General features: G+C 71.0%; 14 protein-coding genes. 5 read left to right on the top strand and 9 right to left on the bottom strand.

All coding sequences use genetic code 11. The features are described 5' to 3' along the window. Position 1 precedes the first annotated feature (1 nt). A complete protein-coding gene (locus ACZ6WN_RS16450) occupies positions 2 to 355 on the bottom strand; it encodes a nuclear transport factor 2 family protein (protein ID WP_465865984.1) in 354 nt (117 codons plus the stop codon). A gap of 99 nt (positions 356 to 454) precedes the next feature. On the opposite strand from ACZ6WN_RS16450, the gene ACZ6WN_RS16445 reads away from it, so the two are divergent. Further along, on the top strand, positions 455 to 1324 hold the full coding sequence (locus ACZ6WN_RS16445) for a LysR family transcriptional regulator (RefSeq protein WP_465865983.1): 870 nt from the start codon (positions 455 to 457) through the stop codon (positions 1322 to 1324). On the opposite strand, the gene ACZ6WN_RS16440 is transcribed toward ACZ6WN_RS16445, so the two are convergent. Next, a complete protein-coding gene (locus ACZ6WN_RS16440; RefSeq protein ID WP_465865981.1) occupies positions 1306 to 1959 on the bottom strand; it encodes a DUF3159 domain-containing protein in 654 nt (217 codons plus the stop codon). The two genes, ACZ6WN_RS16445 and ACZ6WN_RS16440, sit on opposite strands and share 19 nt — an antisense overlap. Positions 1960 to 2160: 201 nt before the next feature. Here ACZ6WN_RS16440 and ACZ6WN_RS16435 point away from each other — a divergent pair, with 201 nt between their 5' ends. Further along, complete coding sequence (locus ACZ6WN_RS16435; RefSeq protein ID WP_465865980.1) at positions 2161 to 3921, top strand: histidinol-phosphatase; 1761 nt, start codon at positions 2161 to 2163, stop codon at positions 3919 to 3921. A 10-nt stretch (positions 3922 to 3931) separates the two neighbouring features. Then, entirely contained in the window at positions 3932 to 4465 is a 534-nt protein-coding gene (locus tag ACZ6WN_RS16430) for a hypothetical protein (RefSeq protein WP_465865979.1), read from the top strand. 21 nt (positions 4466 to 4486) lie between these two features. On the opposite strand, the gene ACZ6WN_RS16425 is transcribed toward ACZ6WN_RS16430, so the two are convergent. Then, positions 4487 to 5116: a trimeric intracellular cation channel family protein gene (locus ACZ6WN_RS16425; protein WP_465865978.1), complete on the bottom strand. Its 630-nt coding sequence runs from the start codon at positions 5114 to 5116 to the stop codon at positions 4487 to 4489. Here ACZ6WN_RS16425 and sepH point away from each other — a divergent pair. After that, positions 5019 to 6341, top strand: coding sequence for a septation protein SepH (sepH, locus tag ACZ6WN_RS16420; protein WP_465865977.1), 1323 nt, complete (start codon positions 5019 to 5021; stop codon positions 6339 to 6341). The genes ACZ6WN_RS16425 and sepH overlap by 98 nt on opposite strands. Before the next feature lie 158 nt (positions 6342 to 6499). Continuing rightward, the gene (locus ACZ6WN_RS16415; RefSeq protein WP_465865976.1) at positions 6500 to 8182 is read left to right on the top strand and encodes an alkaline phosphatase D family protein; all 1683 of its coding nucleotides are present in this window, start codon (positions 6500 to 6502) and stop codon (positions 8180 to 8182) included. 194 nt (positions 8183 to 8376) lie between these two features. On the opposite strand, the gene ACZ6WN_RS16410 is transcribed toward ACZ6WN_RS16415, so the two are convergent. The 6 genes from ACZ6WN_RS16410 to ACZ6WN_RS16385 all read right to left on the bottom strand — a co-directional run bounded on the left by ACZ6WN_RS16410 (position 8377) and on the right by ACZ6WN_RS16385 (position 14874). After that, the gene (locus tag ACZ6WN_RS16410) at positions 8377 to 9021 is read right to left on the bottom strand and encodes a thymidine kinase (protein ID WP_357339292.1); all 645 of its coding nucleotides are present in this window, start codon (positions 9019 to 9021) and stop codon (positions 8377 to 8379) included. 10 nt (positions 9022 to 9031) lie between these two features. Beyond that, positions 9032 to 9667 carry a CGNR zinc finger domain-containing protein gene (locus tag ACZ6WN_RS16405; RefSeq protein ID WP_465865975.1) on the bottom strand — a complete coding sequence of 212 codons (636 nt, stop codon included), beginning with the start codon at positions 9665 to 9667 and terminating at the stop codon, positions 9032 to 9034. A gap of 16 nt (positions 9668 to 9683) precedes the next feature. Further along, entirely contained in the window at positions 9684 to 10310 is a 627-nt protein-coding gene (locus tag ACZ6WN_RS16400; protein WP_465865973.1) for a pyridoxamine 5'-phosphate oxidase family protein, read from the bottom strand. Between the two features lie 111 nt (positions 10311 to 10421). Continuing rightward, a complete protein-coding gene (locus ACZ6WN_RS16395) occupies positions 10422 to 11546 on the bottom strand; it encodes an alkaline phosphatase family protein (protein ID WP_465865972.1) in 1125 nt (374 codons plus the stop codon). A 6-nt stretch (positions 11547 to 11552) separates the two neighbouring features. Continuing rightward, positions 11553 to 12137 (bottom strand): DUF5998 family protein, encoded by a 585-nt coding sequence (locus tag ACZ6WN_RS16390; protein ID WP_008361736.1) that lies wholly within the window; start codon positions 12135 to 12137, stop codon positions 11553 to 11555. 34 nt (positions 12138 to 12171) lie between these two features. Further along, positions 12172 to 14874 carry a bifunctional acetate--CoA ligase family protein/GNAT family N-acetyltransferase gene (locus ACZ6WN_RS16385; RefSeq protein ID WP_465865971.1) on the bottom strand — a complete coding sequence of 901 codons (2703 nt, stop codon included), beginning with the start codon at positions 14872 to 14874 and terminating at the stop codon, positions 12172 to 12174. Between the last annotated feature and the right edge of the window lie 46 nt (positions 14875 to 14920).

The raw sequence follows: 14920 nt of genomic DNA, 5'->3' as shown, positions 1-14920 counted from the left end.
TCTAGCCTCGCGCGGCGAGGATCCCGCGCGGGTCGAAGGCGACCCGGATCTCCGTGATCAGCCCGTCCTCGACGCGCATCCAGTTGGCGGTGGGGGCAGGCTCGGCGACAGTGGTGTGCAGGTCGAACCAGGTGATCACGCTCGGCCCGTCGGCGAGCCGCTCGTGCACCTCGATCTTGTCGAGCACCTGCGCCATCCCCGCCAGGCCGGCGACGCACTCCTCGGCGCCCTCGATCGTGGCCAGCGGGCCGGCGAAGCTCACGTCGTCGGCCAGCAGCGTGCGCAGGCGGGTGAAGTCGCGCTCCTGCCAGGCGGTGAAGTACGCCTCGGCGAGCTCGGCAGCGGATGCGGTCATCGGATCTCCTCAGGTCGGTTCGGCTTTCACCACCCAGCCTGACCCGGATCGGACCAACACTCAAACAGATAGTTCTGCTGATTGCTAGCATCAACGCTTATGGAGATCGGACAGCTTCGCTACTTCGTCGCCGTCGTCGACCACGGCTCGTTCACGGCCGCGGCGCAGCGCCTCCACGTGAGCCAGTCGGGCATCAGCGCCCAGCTGGCCAAGCTCGAGCGCGAGCTCGGCCACGAGCTGCTCGTGCGCGGCCCTCGCAACGTACGTCTCACGCATGCTGGCGAGACGCTCCTCCCCCGGGCCCGCGACGCGATCCGGGCGATCGAGGGCGTGCGGCAGAGCGCCGACGAGCTGAGCGACCTGATCCGTGGACAGGTACGCCTCGGGATGATCGCCGGCTGCACGATCCCCGGCTTCCTCGACGCCGTCGCCACCTTCCACCGGGAGCATCCCGGCGTCAGCGTCGAGCTCGTCGAGGACACCTCCGACCGTCTCCAGCGACGTACGCTCGCCGGCGAGCTCGACCTGGCGCTGATCTCCCACGCGGGTCCGGTCGTCGACGGCCTGGCCACGGAGTCGGTCAGCGACGAGCGGCTCGCGGTGATCACCCCTGCCGGCCATCGCCTTGCCGGCGCGCGGCCTCGGCTCGCCGACCTCCACGAGGAGACGGTGCTCTGCATCCCGCCGGGGACGGGCATACGGACGGCCCTGGAGCAGTCGTGCGCGCGGGCGGGCGTGGAGCCAAGGGTCGACCTGTCGGGGTCCAACCCGGAGACGCTGCTCGGTCTGACCGCCCGCGGGCTGGGCATCTGTGTGCTGGCCGAGTCGATGGCGGCCGGTACCGACCTGGTCGCGACGCCGCTCGAAGACGCGGAGGTCCGCGCAGGGCTCGCGCTCGTGATCCGAGAGGGCGACCAGCAGCGCGCCACCCGCCGCCTCTACGACCTGCTTCAGGCCGGGCTGACCTGAGGGTGGCGCAGCCCGGGGTGCTCCTCGGGCAGCGAGCGCCGCAGCACGAACCAACTCACCAGCAGGCACAGCGCGACCAGCGGCCAGCTGAGCGCGACCCGGGCGATCGCCAGGGCGACCACGTCGCCGGACCACCACAGCGGGCCGAAGACGGCGACCCGGATGACGTACTGACACACCCAGACCCAGCTCGCCAGCGAGTAGCCGCGCAGCAGAGCCGGGTCGCGCCGCCAGGCGCCGCGCTGACGCAGGATCAGGCCCACGACCACCCCCAGCAGCGGCCAGCGGAACGCGATGCTGACCACCCAGACCAGGGCGCTGGCCGCGTTGGCGGCGAGCTGGACCACGAAGAAGTCCTCCGCCCGGCCCGTACGCAGCGCGATCATCGCCGCGACCGCGACGCCTGCCACACCCAGCAGCACCGCGCGCGGCTTGCGGCCCTTGCGCCACTGCCAGACCGCCACGACCGCGGCCAGCCCGAGCGCCACCACGGTCGCGATCCACAGCTCCCCGCTGACCAGCCAGCCGGCCACGAACGCGACAGGCGGGACGGTGGCGTCGATCGCGCCCCGAGCGCCTCCGAGAAGGTCGGCGAGCGTCTCGGCGTCTTCGTTGCGGCGGTCGGTGGTCGTCACGCGAGTAAGGTTAGCCTTACTTGCAAAGATGGTGACGCCTCGGTCCGCGTACGTGACCAGTCGGCCGACCGGGGTGACGCCTCGGCAAAATTTCACCGAGTGGGCAACCGGGCGACGTACCCCGGCCATCGGGCGCCGATTGGCTGTGAGCCCCGCTGCTCGGGCACGCGGAGACCCCTTATCCCACGCGGAGGTTTCGACGTGTCACACGAGCACCACCCCCACTCGCACGGGCCCGACGGGCACCAGCACACCCACGCGCACGGCCACGCGCACAGCCACACTCACTCCCACGAGGTCGACGAGATCACCCTCGCCGCCTCCTCGGACGCGTCCGACGGCGACCTGCGTCCCGCCGAGGTCTCCCGGCGCAACCTGCTGCGCGCCGCCGGCATCGCCGGCGCCGTGACCGCCGGGATGGCCGGGATGACCGGCGTGACCCCGGCGATGGCCGAGACCGCCACCACCGCCACCGCGAAGAGCAGGCCCCGGGACACGATCCGGCACTGGCTCGCCGGCGACCACCACATCCACACCCAGCACAGCTCCGATGCGATGTACCGGGTCATCGACCAGGCACAGCACGGCGCCGCGTACGGCCTGGACTGGCTGGTCATCACCGACCACGGCGGCGCGACCCACGCGAAGCTCGGCGTCGACCTGGTCAACCCCGACATCGTGGCCGCGCGCAAGGTCCTCAAGGACACCCTGATCTTCCAGGGCCTGGAGTGGAACATCCCGGCCGCCGAGCACGGCACCGTCTTCGTCGCCCCCGGCGCCCACGAGGTCGCGGTGCTCAAACAGTTCGAGAACGACTACGACGGCTCGGTCAAGGGCGCGAGCGGCAACTCCCCGGAGAACGAGGCCCTCGCCGTCGCCGGCATCCAGTGGCTCGGCAAGCAGGTCGACAAGCGCCGCGTCGCGGACGCGCTCTTCCTGGCCAACCACCCCGCCCGCAACGGCATCGACAGCCCCCACGAGGTGCGTGCCTGGCGCGACGCCGACCCGCGGATCGCGATCGGCTGGGAGGGTGCGCCCGGCCACCAGGCCGCGGGACTGCCCGCCGGCTACGGCCCCGGCAGCGCCCGCGGCTACTACGGCAACTCAGCCGGCCCGAACTCCTTCCCCGGCTACCCCGCCGAGTCCTACCGCTCCTGGGGCGGGTTCGACTGGTTCACCTCGACCGTCGGCGGCCTGTGGGACTCGCTGCTGGCCGAGGGCAAGCCGTGGTCGATCAGCGCCAACTCCGACTCCCACGTCAACTGGGGCACCACCTCGCGCCGCCCCGACGGATCGGACTCCGCCTCCTTCAACGCCAACGGCCGCTACGGCGACCCGGTCTACGCCGGCTCCCTCAACACCACCGCCGGTGACTTCTGGCCGGGCTACTACAGCCGCACCCACGTCGGCGCCGCCGAGCGCAGCTACGGCGCGGTCATGAAGGGCCTTCGCAACGGCCGCGTCTGGGTCGACCACGGCGCCCTGGTGAAGTCCGTCGACGTCCGGGTCGTCTCCTCCGACGGCGGCTCGGAGAGCCTCGGCGGCACCCTGAAGGCGAAGCGGGGCAGCCGGATCTCGCTGGTCGTCACCATCGCCGCCCAGGACGTCCCGAACTGGTCGCAGTTCGTTCCGAGCCTCAACCGGGTCGACGTGATCCGCGGCGCGGTCGACCCGACGTACGTCTCCGACCGCGACACCTGGAAGGCGCCCGACACCAAGGTGATCGAGCAGACCGACACCTCGGGCCGCGCCGGCACCTTCCAGCTGCGCTACGACCTCGGCCGGGTCGAGGAGGCGTTCTACGTGCGCGTCCGCGGCACCGACGCCAACCGGTCCCAGCCCGGCTACCTCGGCGCGAGCGTCGACCCGGCCGGTCCCGCCATCGATGTCGTCGGCGACGCCGACCCGTGGGTCGACCTGTGGTTCTACACCAACCCGGTCTGGGTCGTCCCCACCCGATGAGCACAGCTCGATGACCACCCTGGCCGTCGACGCCGATGCCCGGGACCTCGCCGCCGCCGAGCACCTCGTCCACCGCCTGGACGAGGTGCTCGGCCCGGGCCGGCCCGAGGATGCGTACGTCATCAGCACCCACGTCGTGCGCGAGCCGACCGCCCGCTTCGTCGCCGTCCTGGACTGTCCCGGCGGGCCGGCCGTCGAGGAGCTGACCGCGCTCCTGTCCGACCGACTCCAGGCGTACGTCACCCCCGACTCCCCCGCGATCCACGAGGCCCTCGCGCGCAGCGCCGGGCGGCTGGCCCGCTACCCGGGACGCACCAGGATCGAGACCGTGACCACGGTGGCCGCGGTCGAGGCGGACAGTGTCGTCGACGTCGTCGAGGGGCTGGCGGGGATCACGCTCGACCCGGCCGACACCCTCGATCTCACCGGGTTCGCGCGGCCGGTGTGGCGCGAGGGGCGCTGCGTACTCCTGGTCCAGCGCTCGGCCGCCGGTCTGGTGCCGTTCGAGGTCCGCCACCAGATCCCCTGCTGCTCGGACCACTGACCCCGGCGTTCGGCAGCGACCTCAGACCGACGCGGAGCCGCGTGGGAGCGGGGCCTCCCAGTGGCGCCACATCGCCATCAGCCGCCAGCCGGCGCAGACGAGGAAGGCGGCGGTCATCACCAGCGACTGCGGCAGTGTGAGGAACAGGCCGAAGGCCACGATCGCCGCACCGGCGAAGGCGGGGATGGCGTAGAAGACGCTGCGGCGCAGGATGATCGGCACCTGACCGGCGAGCACGTCGCGGATCACCCCGCCGCCCACGCCGGTGGCCAGCCCCATGATCGCGGCCGCGAGCGGGGAGAGCCCGAAGTCGAGGGCCTTGACCGCCCCGGCGATGACGAACAGCCCCAGACCCAGCGCGTCGAAGACGTTGATCAGCGGCCCGAGACGGCCCAGCGCCGGATGGAAGTAGAAGGTCAGCAGACCGGCCGTCATCGGCACCACGAGGTAGCGCCAGTCGGAGAGCGCGGCGACGGGCGTCGCGCCGATGGCCATGTCACGCAGGAAGCCGCCGCCGAGGCCGGTGACGCAGGCGAGCACGATCACGCCGAAGATGTCGAGCTCCTTGCGGACCGCCATCAGACCGCCGGAGAGCGCGAAGACGAAGCACCCGACCAGGTCGAGCACGAGGAGGGTCAGCGTCTGTTCCACCGACAAATGGTCGCCTCGTTCGCCTCAAAAACCCCAAATGCCACGACCACGCCGCATGGCCACCCCATACGATGCAGGTCAGTGGCGTAGGGTCGTCACAACCGTATCTAGAATTGAGAAGAGGATGTCAGCCGAAGGATTGCCCCTGACTCCGGGCCAGCTCGAAGAGCAGGCACCGGATGAGGCTGGACCCGTCCTTCTGCGGCTCATCTCGGTCAGTGACGATGGTTTACGCATGCTTCTCGTCGATGACGAGGACCGTGAATACACCGCCGACATCGACGACCGTCTCCGTGCAGCACTCGAGGCTGTGTCGACCCGCCGATCGGAGCAAACCGTGAACAAGACCCCGAGCAGCAGCCTGCGGCCCCGTGACATTCAGACCCGTATTCGTTCGGGCGAGAGTGCCGAGGAGGTCGCCGCTGTCGCCGGCACCACGGTCGAGAAGATCTTGGCCTTCGCCGGTCCCGTCCTCGCCGAGCGCGAGCACATGGCACAGCGCGCCCAGCAGGCCTCCGTGCGCCGTCGGCCCGGTGAGGCCGCCAGCACCGCCCGCACCCTGGGCGAGGCGGTCAACGCCCACTTCCAGACGATGTACATCGACCCGGAGTCGGTCAACTGGGACTCCTACCGGCGTCCCGACGGGCGCTGGAAGCTCACCGGTGAGTACGAGACGCCCGAGCGCTCCGGCATCGCCGAGCTGACCTACGACGCCCCCGGCAACTTCGTCGAGCTCGACAACGACGACGCCCGCTGGCTGACCGGCGAGAAGCTCGAGGCCCCGTCGCCCGAGCCGGAGCCGATCACCGACGACATGCTCGCCGCCCGCAGGCGCCGCGCCCAGAGCTCGACCCCGGCCGCACAGGCCCCGGCGGCACCCGCTCCGGCCCCGGTGGCCGCCCCGGAACCGACTCCGGTCACTCCTCCCCCGGCCGCCAAGCCGGTCAAGGAGACCAAGCCGGCCAAGACCGCACAGGTCGATGTCGACACCCCGCTCGAGGCGTTCCTGGGCGATGAGGCCCCGACCGACAAGCAGGCGCCGGTCCCGGCCGAACCCGAGCTCGAGCCGGCGGTCGCCGAGCACGCGGCCGCCGAGGCTCCTGCCGATCCCGAGCAGCCCGAAGAGGCTCAGCCGAAGCCGGCCAAGAAGTCGTCCGCGCGGCGCAAGCGCGCCTCGGTCCCGAGCTGGGACGAGATCATGTTCGGCGGCGGCAAGTCGGAGTGAACCGACTGGTGTGAACCCGTTCACGGACCGGCCATCGGCCGGTCCGTGTTGCGTCGGCGACCCGACCCGACAGAGTCGGCAGCGGGTCGGGTGCAGTTCACGCGCCCCCGATGAAGTGAGTGGAGGCAAGCACTTCCACCCTTCTCGGAGGCCCCCCGATGCCCCTGCCCGACTCGCTGAGCCGACGCTCCCTCCTCTCCACGACCGCCACCACCGGCTTCGCCGCATCCGCAGCCATGCTGCTCGGCACCGGCGCGATCCCCGCCGACGCGGTCTCCGTCAAGGGCGCCACGTCGCTCTCCGGCTACCCGTTCACCCTGGGCGTCGCCTCCGGCGACCCGCTCCCCAACTCCGTCGTCCTGTGGACCCGGCTCGCCCCCGAGCCGCTCGCTCCTGACGGCCTCGGCGGCATGCCGCAGGAGCCGGTCAAGGTCCGCTGGCAGATCGCCGAGGACCCCCTCTTCCGCACGGTGGTGAAGTCCGGCACCGTCACGGCCACCCCGGACTTCGGCCACTCCGTCCACCCCGAGGTCTGGGGCCTGCGCCCCGGCCGCGACTACTGGTACCGCTTCCTGGCCGCCGGCGAGGTCAGCCAGACCGGCCACACCCGGACCGCCCCTGCGTACGGCTCCTCGCTCTCGCGGATGAGCTTCGCCTTCGCCTCCTGCGCGCTCTACAGCCACGGCTTCTACACCGCCTACCGGCACCTGGCGGAGGAGGACGTCGACGTCGTCTTCCACCTGGGCGACTATCTGTACGAGTCCGGCGTCACCCCCGAGAACAACTGGCGCGGCACCCAGGTCACCCCCGCCGTGGCCGGCGAGACGCTCGACCTGGCGCGCTACCGCCTGCAGTACGGCCTCTACAAGTCCGACCCGGACCTGATGGCCGCCCACCAGTCCCACGCCTTCGTGGTCGCACCCGACGACCACGAGGTCGAGAACAACTGGGCCGACGAGAACCCCGAGGAGCGCAGCCAGTCCCAGGGCGAGCTGTGGATGCCGCGGCGTACGGCTGCCTTCCAGGCCTACTACGAGCACCTGCCGTTCCGGGCCGGCGCGCTGCCCGACGGTCCGGACATGCAGATCTACCGCAGCCTGCGCTACGGCGACCTGGTCGACTTCAACGTGCTCGACACCCGACAGTTCCGCGACGACCAGGCCTACGGTGACGGCAGCGACCCGGCGAGCCCGGAGCTGACGCCGGACATCTACGACCCGTCGCGCTCGATGATGGGCTTCGAGCAGGAGAGGTGGCTCCAGCGCAGCTGGCGGCAGTCGACCGCCCGCTGGCAGGTGCTCGCCAACCAGGCGCCGATGGCCGAGGCCGACCTGGACGAGACCGAGGCCAAGACCCTCTACATGGACCCGTGGGACGGCTACGTCGCCAACCGCAACCGGCTCCTGGCGGGCGCTCGGACCAGCGGCATCGAGAACCTGGTCGTCATCACCGGCGACCGGCACCACAACTACGCCAGCAACCTGCTGGCCGACTACGACGACCCCGAGTCGGCCGTCGTCGGCAGCGAGTTCGTCGGCACCTCCATCGCCAGCGGCGGCGACGGCGCCGACATGACCACCGGCGGCGAGAGCCTGCTCCGGGCCAACGACCACCTGAAGTTCTTCAACAGCCAGCGCGGCTATGTCCGCGTGACGGTCACGCCCGAGGAGCTCTCCAGCGACTTCCGGGTCGTGCCGTACGTCCAGCGCCCGGGCGCCCCGGTCTCCACCCGCGCGACCTACGTCGTCGAGAACGGCCGCCCCGGCGTCCAGCTCGACACCCAGGGCACCCCCGTCGGGACGAGGTACGCCGACGTGCCCATGCCCACGCTCAACCGCTGACCCCGCTGCTCGAGCCGCAGAGCCGCCGCTGGTCGAGCCGCAAAGCCACCGCTGGTCGAGCCGCGAGGCCGCCTGCGGCCGAGCGTGTCGAGACCAACACGGTCCCGTCCGCGCTCGAGGGACTGTGTTGGTCTCGACACGCTCGCTGGCGCTCGCGGCTCGACCAGCGTGTGACGGCTCGACCAGCGTGGCGGTCAGCCGAACGGCAGCGGCTCGGGCACCAGGGAGACCGACTGGGCCCGGGCCGCGGTCAGGCGGCGCCGGTGGTGCTGGCGGCAGAGGACCTCGTAGGAGACCGCGCTGGGGGCCTCGTCGGTGTCGCCGACAAGGACCTGGTCGCCCTCGGTGACCATGACGCCGTCCTCGACCCGGGCGTTGTGGGTGGCGCGCTTGCCGCACCAGCACAGCGCCTCGACCTGCAGCACCTCCGTACGGTCTGCGAGCTCGACCAGACGGGCGGCGCCGGGGAAGAGCCGGGTGCGGAAGTCGGTGAGGATGCCGAAGCAGAAGACGTCGATCTGCAGCTCGTCGGTGATCTTGGCGAGCGCCTCGATCTGCTCGGGCGTGTAGAACTGCGCCTCGTCACAGATCAGGTAGTCGATCCGGGCGCCGTGGGTCAGCGCGTCGACGGCGTGGCGCCAGAAGTCGAAGTCATCGGTGACCTCGATCGCGTCGTGGGTCAGGCCCAGCCGCGAGGTGACCACCGCCTCGCCCGAGCGGTCGTGAGCGGTGAAGATCAGCCCCACTCTGCCGCGAGCCGCGTGATTGTGGTTGGTCTGCAGCGCGAGGGTCGACTTCCCCGCGTCCATCGTCCCGGTCCAGAAGGTCAGCTCAGCCACTCGCGGAAGCCTAGTGGGCCGAGCCGCGGCTCGTGGCAGGACCCTCGTCGCCGGTCTTGTTCCGTCGATAGTGGCGTGCGACCCGGGCCCGGTTGCCGCAGCCCTCGGAGCACCACTCCCGGCGTGGGTGGTCGCGGACGAAGTAGAGGACGCAGCCGGGGCCACCGCACGCCTTCAGCTCGTGGGGCGCCTCCTGGGCCAGCACCTCGGATGCTTCCAGCGCGACCAGGTTCAGCTCCCGCTGCAGACCGGAGCCGTCGCTGAGCCACTGGCGCGCGTAGCCGCCCTGCGGGTCATGGCGCAGGGCCGGTGCGCAGTGAGACGCGAACTCGTTGAGCACCGAGAGCGCCACGTCGGTGCTGACCCCTTCCGAGACGCTGTGTGCCCGGCCGTCGCCGGTCACCTCGGCGGCCAACCGGCGCAGGGCGTCCCGCAGCGCCCGGGCGCGACCCAGATCGTGCTCGTCCAGGTCCTGGTGGCGTCCGAGACCTGCCTCCTCGGCCCAGGCCTCGAGGTGCGCCATGCTCTCCAGGGAGTCGTGCAGCGCCGTGCGGTCGGCCCAGATCGTGTTCATGAGGCGTACGGCCCGGGGCTGGGTCGGATACAGCACCGGCACCTGCAGCTCCACGGCCGCCTCCTTCGTCATCGATCTGATGGTCACTCTAGGGCTCGGTCGTCACCTGGCCGCGGACGAGGGCAAGCTCGGCCTCGAGCTCGCTGATCCGCTCGGTCAGCTCCGCGACGGTGTTCCGGGCAACCGCCAGGGGCACCAGCTGCGGGATGTGCTGCTTGCAGTTCCAGTCGAAGGCCTCGACGTCGATCAGGATCCCGCGCTCGACCCGCGCCGGATGACCGACTGGAGCGAGCGAGTCGACCAGCTCGGCGTCGTCCTCGGGCTCGACGACCCGCGCGCGACCGAAGATCTTCATCCTGGCCTGCAGCTGGTAGTCGATCAGGAACAGCGAGACCCGGTCGTCGTGGTCGAGGTTCCCGCGGGTGATGTACTGGCGGTTGCCCCGGAAGTCGGCGAACCCCAGCGTGGTCTCGTCGATCACCTTCAAGAACCCGGCCGGCCCGCCGCGGTGCTGGATATAGGGCCACCCCGTCTCGCTGACCGTGGCCAGGAAGAAGCTGTCCCGCGAGGTGATGAACGCGGCCTCTCCCCTGCCGATCCGGTCCGGCACGCTCTCGCCGTCGATCATCCGGGCGTACGCGGCGGCGCTCCCGTGGACCGCCTGGTGCTCGGCCACCAGCGGCGTGAACGCGACCTCTCCGTAGTGGCCGGTCATCGCCGGCCCTCGATGCTGTGCTCACCCATGACAAAACCTTCCCGCCGGACACCACGTGTCACTAATGGATACATGGGTTGTAACCATTAGCGGCGGGGTTCATTCCCCCGGCTAGGAGATCAGCAGCGGAATGAGCATCTCGTCCGGGGTCAGCGACCCGTGCAGCCCGACCAGCGTGGTCTCGTAGTTGAACAGGCTCGTGGAGACCACCGCATGCACGCCGCGAGAGGCGACGATGACGTCGCCGAGCCGCGGCAGCACCGACGGGGTGACCGGACCGAACCAGCCCCGCCGGATCGCGGTCTCCCGGGTCATCACCTCGGCCTTGTCCCCCAGCGTCTCCGACCAGGTCGCGACCACGTCCTCGACCGCGCCGCGCGAGCAGTAGAGATGCCGGAAGCGGGCCTCCCCACCGACCAGGGCCACCCCGTGCCTGAGCTCGGGGAAGTCGTCGATGTCGGTGCGGGAGCCGGCCGGTGAGTCGACCATGCCGTGGTCGGCGAGCACCAGCAGGCGTACGGACGGGTCCAGGGCATCACGCAGCTGCTCGGCCTCGGCGTCGATCATCGAGAGCTGCTGCAGCCACGGCGAGGAGGCGACGCCGTACTTGTGGCCGGTCCAGTCGAGATCGCCGTCGTAGAGGTAGGTCAGCGAGCCCGGCACCCGGGAGAGCGCGACCGCCGAGGCGATCCGCTCACCGACCCGGTCGGCGCCGACGAACTCCGCGCCGCGGTGGGCGGCGATGGTCAGCCCCGAGCCGCCGAAGGCCCGCTTGTTGATCACGGTGACCGGCACCCCGGCCTCGCCCAGCCGCTGGAAGACGGTCTGGTTGGGCTGCCACTCGACCGGGTCGACGTCCTTGCGCCACTGCAGCGCGTTGAGCAGGTGCTCGGTGCCGGGGATCCGGGAGGTGTAGCCGACCAGGCCGTGCCCACCCGGCGTCAGCCCGGTCCCGAACGAGGTCAGGCTGGTCGCCGTCGTCGACGGCACCCCGGCCGTGCCGGGCGTCTGGTCCTCGCTCAGCGAGGCCAGGAACGGCGCCGCGTGCGCATAGCGGCGCAGCAGGTTGGTGCCCATCCCGTCGACCAGGAAGACGACGTACGCCGCCGCCGAGGGCAGCTCGAGACCCGCTCGCCCGTCGGGCGTGCCCAGCGGGACGTCCATGGCGGCGGCGACCGCCGGCAGGACATCACCCAGTGAGCGCTCCCCGTAGGCGGGGGCGAGAAACCCGGTCACCGATTCCTACCGGTTGTGGGTGCGAGCCGAGAGCGATTCCGCGAAGGAGAGCAGGCGGGCGACCGAGTCGTGACCGTCGGCGGCGGCCGAGACGCGCAGCGAGAAGTCGTCAGGGGTGAGCACGCCGGTGTAGCCGTGGTCGGCGTCGCAGTTGGGGTCGGAGCAGCCCGCAGGCTCCAGGTCGACCCGGTTGACGCCGCCCCAGCCGATGGTCATGACGACCTCGGCGGGCTTGCTCGACCCCTTGGTCGGGTTGGTGATCATCCGGGTCACCACCACGGAGTTGACCGAGTCGATGCGCACGGCCTCGGTCGACGTCGAGGTGTAGGGCTCGGGCAGCAGGTCGTCGCCGGCGTGCTCGTCGGTGTGCGCCAGGATCAGCCGGGTCGGGGTCAGCACCAGCACGGAGAGGTGGCGGCGCACCTCGTCACGGTCGAACGTCGGCTCGTGGTGCAGGAAGAAGGAGGACACCTTCTCCCCCGCCACGGCGGAGGCGACACAGTCGGCCACCACCTCGGGGTAGTAGCCGGTGCGGTCGATCTCGGCGCGCAGGTCGTCGGCGCGGTCGAGATCATCTGTGCGGGTGCTCATGACACCCATCCTTCCACGCGCCGCCACGGGCCGCCTAGCCAGGAAGGGTGTCGCCCACCGCCGGGTTGAGGCGACGTACGAACCAGTCCGACCGCGGGTCGGCGACCAGGTCGACCCTGGCACCGGCGGTGAGGACGGCGGATCCTTCGAGCCCGACGAGGACCAGGGAGAGGTCGAGGGAGGAGATCTGGGGCAGGTCGTTCTGCAGCTGGGCGACCCTGAGGACGAGCCGCTCGATCTCGTCGACATCGACCATGTCGCCGCCGCGGTAGCCGAAGAGCATCGGCGCCGCCTTGATCTCACGCACCATCGAGGCGGCGTCGCGCTCGGACAGCGGCGGGATCCGGTAGGCCTTGTCGGCCACCAGCTCGGTGATCGGGCCGGCGATGCCGAAGGAGACCACGGGGCCGAACAGCGGGTCCTCCATCGAGCGGATCGCGACCGGGACCCCCGGGGGCGCGGTGCGCTGCACCGTGAACCCGCCGGTCTCGGGCGGGATCCGGCTGGTGATCAGCTCCCAGGCCTCGGTCATCTCGTCGACGTCGTCGATGTTGCGTACGACATGGGCCTGGTCGGGCCGCTCCCGGACGCTCTCGACGGTCGCCTTGAGGACGACACCCCAGCCGAGGTCCTCCGCGGCGGCGATCGCCTCCTCGAGGGTGCTGACGCTGTGGGTGTTCCACAGCTTGATCCCGTAGGCGGCCAGCACCATGCTCAGGTCCTCGCGGCTCAGGTCGCCGCCCGCCGGGCGCGCGGCGAGCACGTCGGTGACGATCTTGCGTGCCGTGCGCGGGTCGCACTCATCGGTGCTGAGCCACGGGGTCTCGCCGTCGGCGGAGCGCAGCCACACGGCGTACTCCACGACCTTGGCCAGGGCACGTACGGCCGACTCCACCGAGGAGTAGGACGGCACCGAGCCGCGACCGGCGGTCGAGCCGGCCACGTCGGGGACACGCAGCAGCTCGGGGACACCCTCGGCACCCAGGAAGCTGGTGACCAGCGGCTTGTCGGACTGCTCCCCCACCGCGGCGAGCACGTTGGCGATCTCCTCGCCGGAGACGTTGAGCGGCGGGATGTAGACCGAGATCACCGCGTCGACCTCGGGGTCGTCGATGGCCGCGTCGAGCGCGTCCTCGAAGTCCTCGGCGCTCGGCTCGGTCGGCAGCGGGACCTGCTTGTTGACCTGGAGACCGGCCGAGACGGCGGCGTCGGCGGCGAGCAGCCCCAGGGCGTCGGAGTTGCCCACGATGGCCACCCGCCGACCGCGCGGGAGCGGCTGGTGGGCGAGGAGCTGGGCGACGTCGAACATCTCGTCGAGGGTGTCGACCTGGATGATGCCGGCCTGGCGGAACATCGCGTCGACGGCCGCCGGCGGGGCGCTGATCTTGCGGACCGCGTGACCCATCGGCACACCCTGGGTGGTGCGGCCAGAGCGGACCGCGACGATCGGCTTGCGCAGGGAGACGCGGCGGGCGATGCGGGAGAACTTGCGCGGGTTACCGATCGACTCCAGGTACATCATCACGACCTCAGTCGAGACGTCCTCCTCCCAGTACTGCAGGAGGTCGTTGCCGGAGACGTCCGCGCGGTTTCCGGCGCTGACGAAGGTCGACAGACCCAGGCCTCGGTTGTTGACCTTCTCCAGGATGGCCGAGCCGAGCGCACCGGACTGGCAGAAGAAGCCCGCGCGGCCGCGCGGCGGCATCGTCGGAGCGAGGCTGGCGTTGATCTTGACCTGCGGGTCGGTGTTGATGACGCCGAGCGCGTTGGGCCCGATCAGCCGCAGCCCGTAGGAGCGGGACAGGTTGACCAGCCGCCGCTGCCGCTGGCGGCCCTCCTCACCGGTCTCGGCGAAGCCGCTGGAGATGACCACGAGCCCGTGCACGCCCTTGGCGGCACAGTCGAGCACGACGTCCTGGACGGCGTCGGCGGGCACCGCGACGATGGCCACGTCGACGTCGTCGGGGATGTCCTGGACGCTCTTGTAGGCCGGCATCCCGCTGACCGCCGTGGAGCTGGGGTTGACCATGTAGACCCGGCCGGTGAAGTCACCGATCACCAGGTTGCGGACCAGCGCCTGGCCGACGGTCTCCTGCCGCCGGCTGGCGCCGATGACCGCGACCGAGCGCGGGTTGAAGAAGCGGTGGATCGAGGCGGACTCGGCCTCGTGCTCGCGCAGGGCGAGCCGGCCGACCGCGGTGTCGGTGACGTCGATCCCGAACTGCAGCGAGATGACCCCGTCCTCGTAGACGCTGGCGACCTTGTAGCCGGCGTCACGGAAGGTCTGGATCATCCGCGCGTTGTCGGGGAGCACGTCGGCGGTGAACTTGGTGACCCCGCGCTCACGCCCGGCCTGGGCGAGGTGCTCGAGCAGGATCTGCGCGATCCCCCGGCCCTGGTAGTCGTCCTCGACGAGGAAGGCGACCTCGGCCTCTCCGGGCTTGACCACGTCGTAGCGCCCGACCGCGATCATCCGGCCGCGGAGCGTGAGGATGAAGGCGACCCGGTCCTTGTGGTCGACCTCGGTGAAGCGCGCGACATCGCGCGCGGACAGGTGCGGCATCGGCGAGAAGAAGCGGTAGTACTTCGACTCGTCGCTGACCCGGTGGTCGTAGAAGTCGACCAGCAGGTCCTTGTCCGCCGACCGGATCGGCCGGATGTGGGCCGTCCGCCCGTCGCGCAGCAGCACGTCCGCCTCCCAGTGGGAGGGGTACGGCGGGGTCTGCTGCGCGGTCACGAGAGAAATCTAGCGGTTGGCCCCAGGTCGACGCTCATGGCGAGAC

The sequence above is a fragment of the Nocardioides sp. NPDC054178 genome (assembly GCF_055585005.1).
Note: the sequence above shows the minus strand (reverse complement) of the source record. Positions and strands in the feature narration are given on the sequence as shown.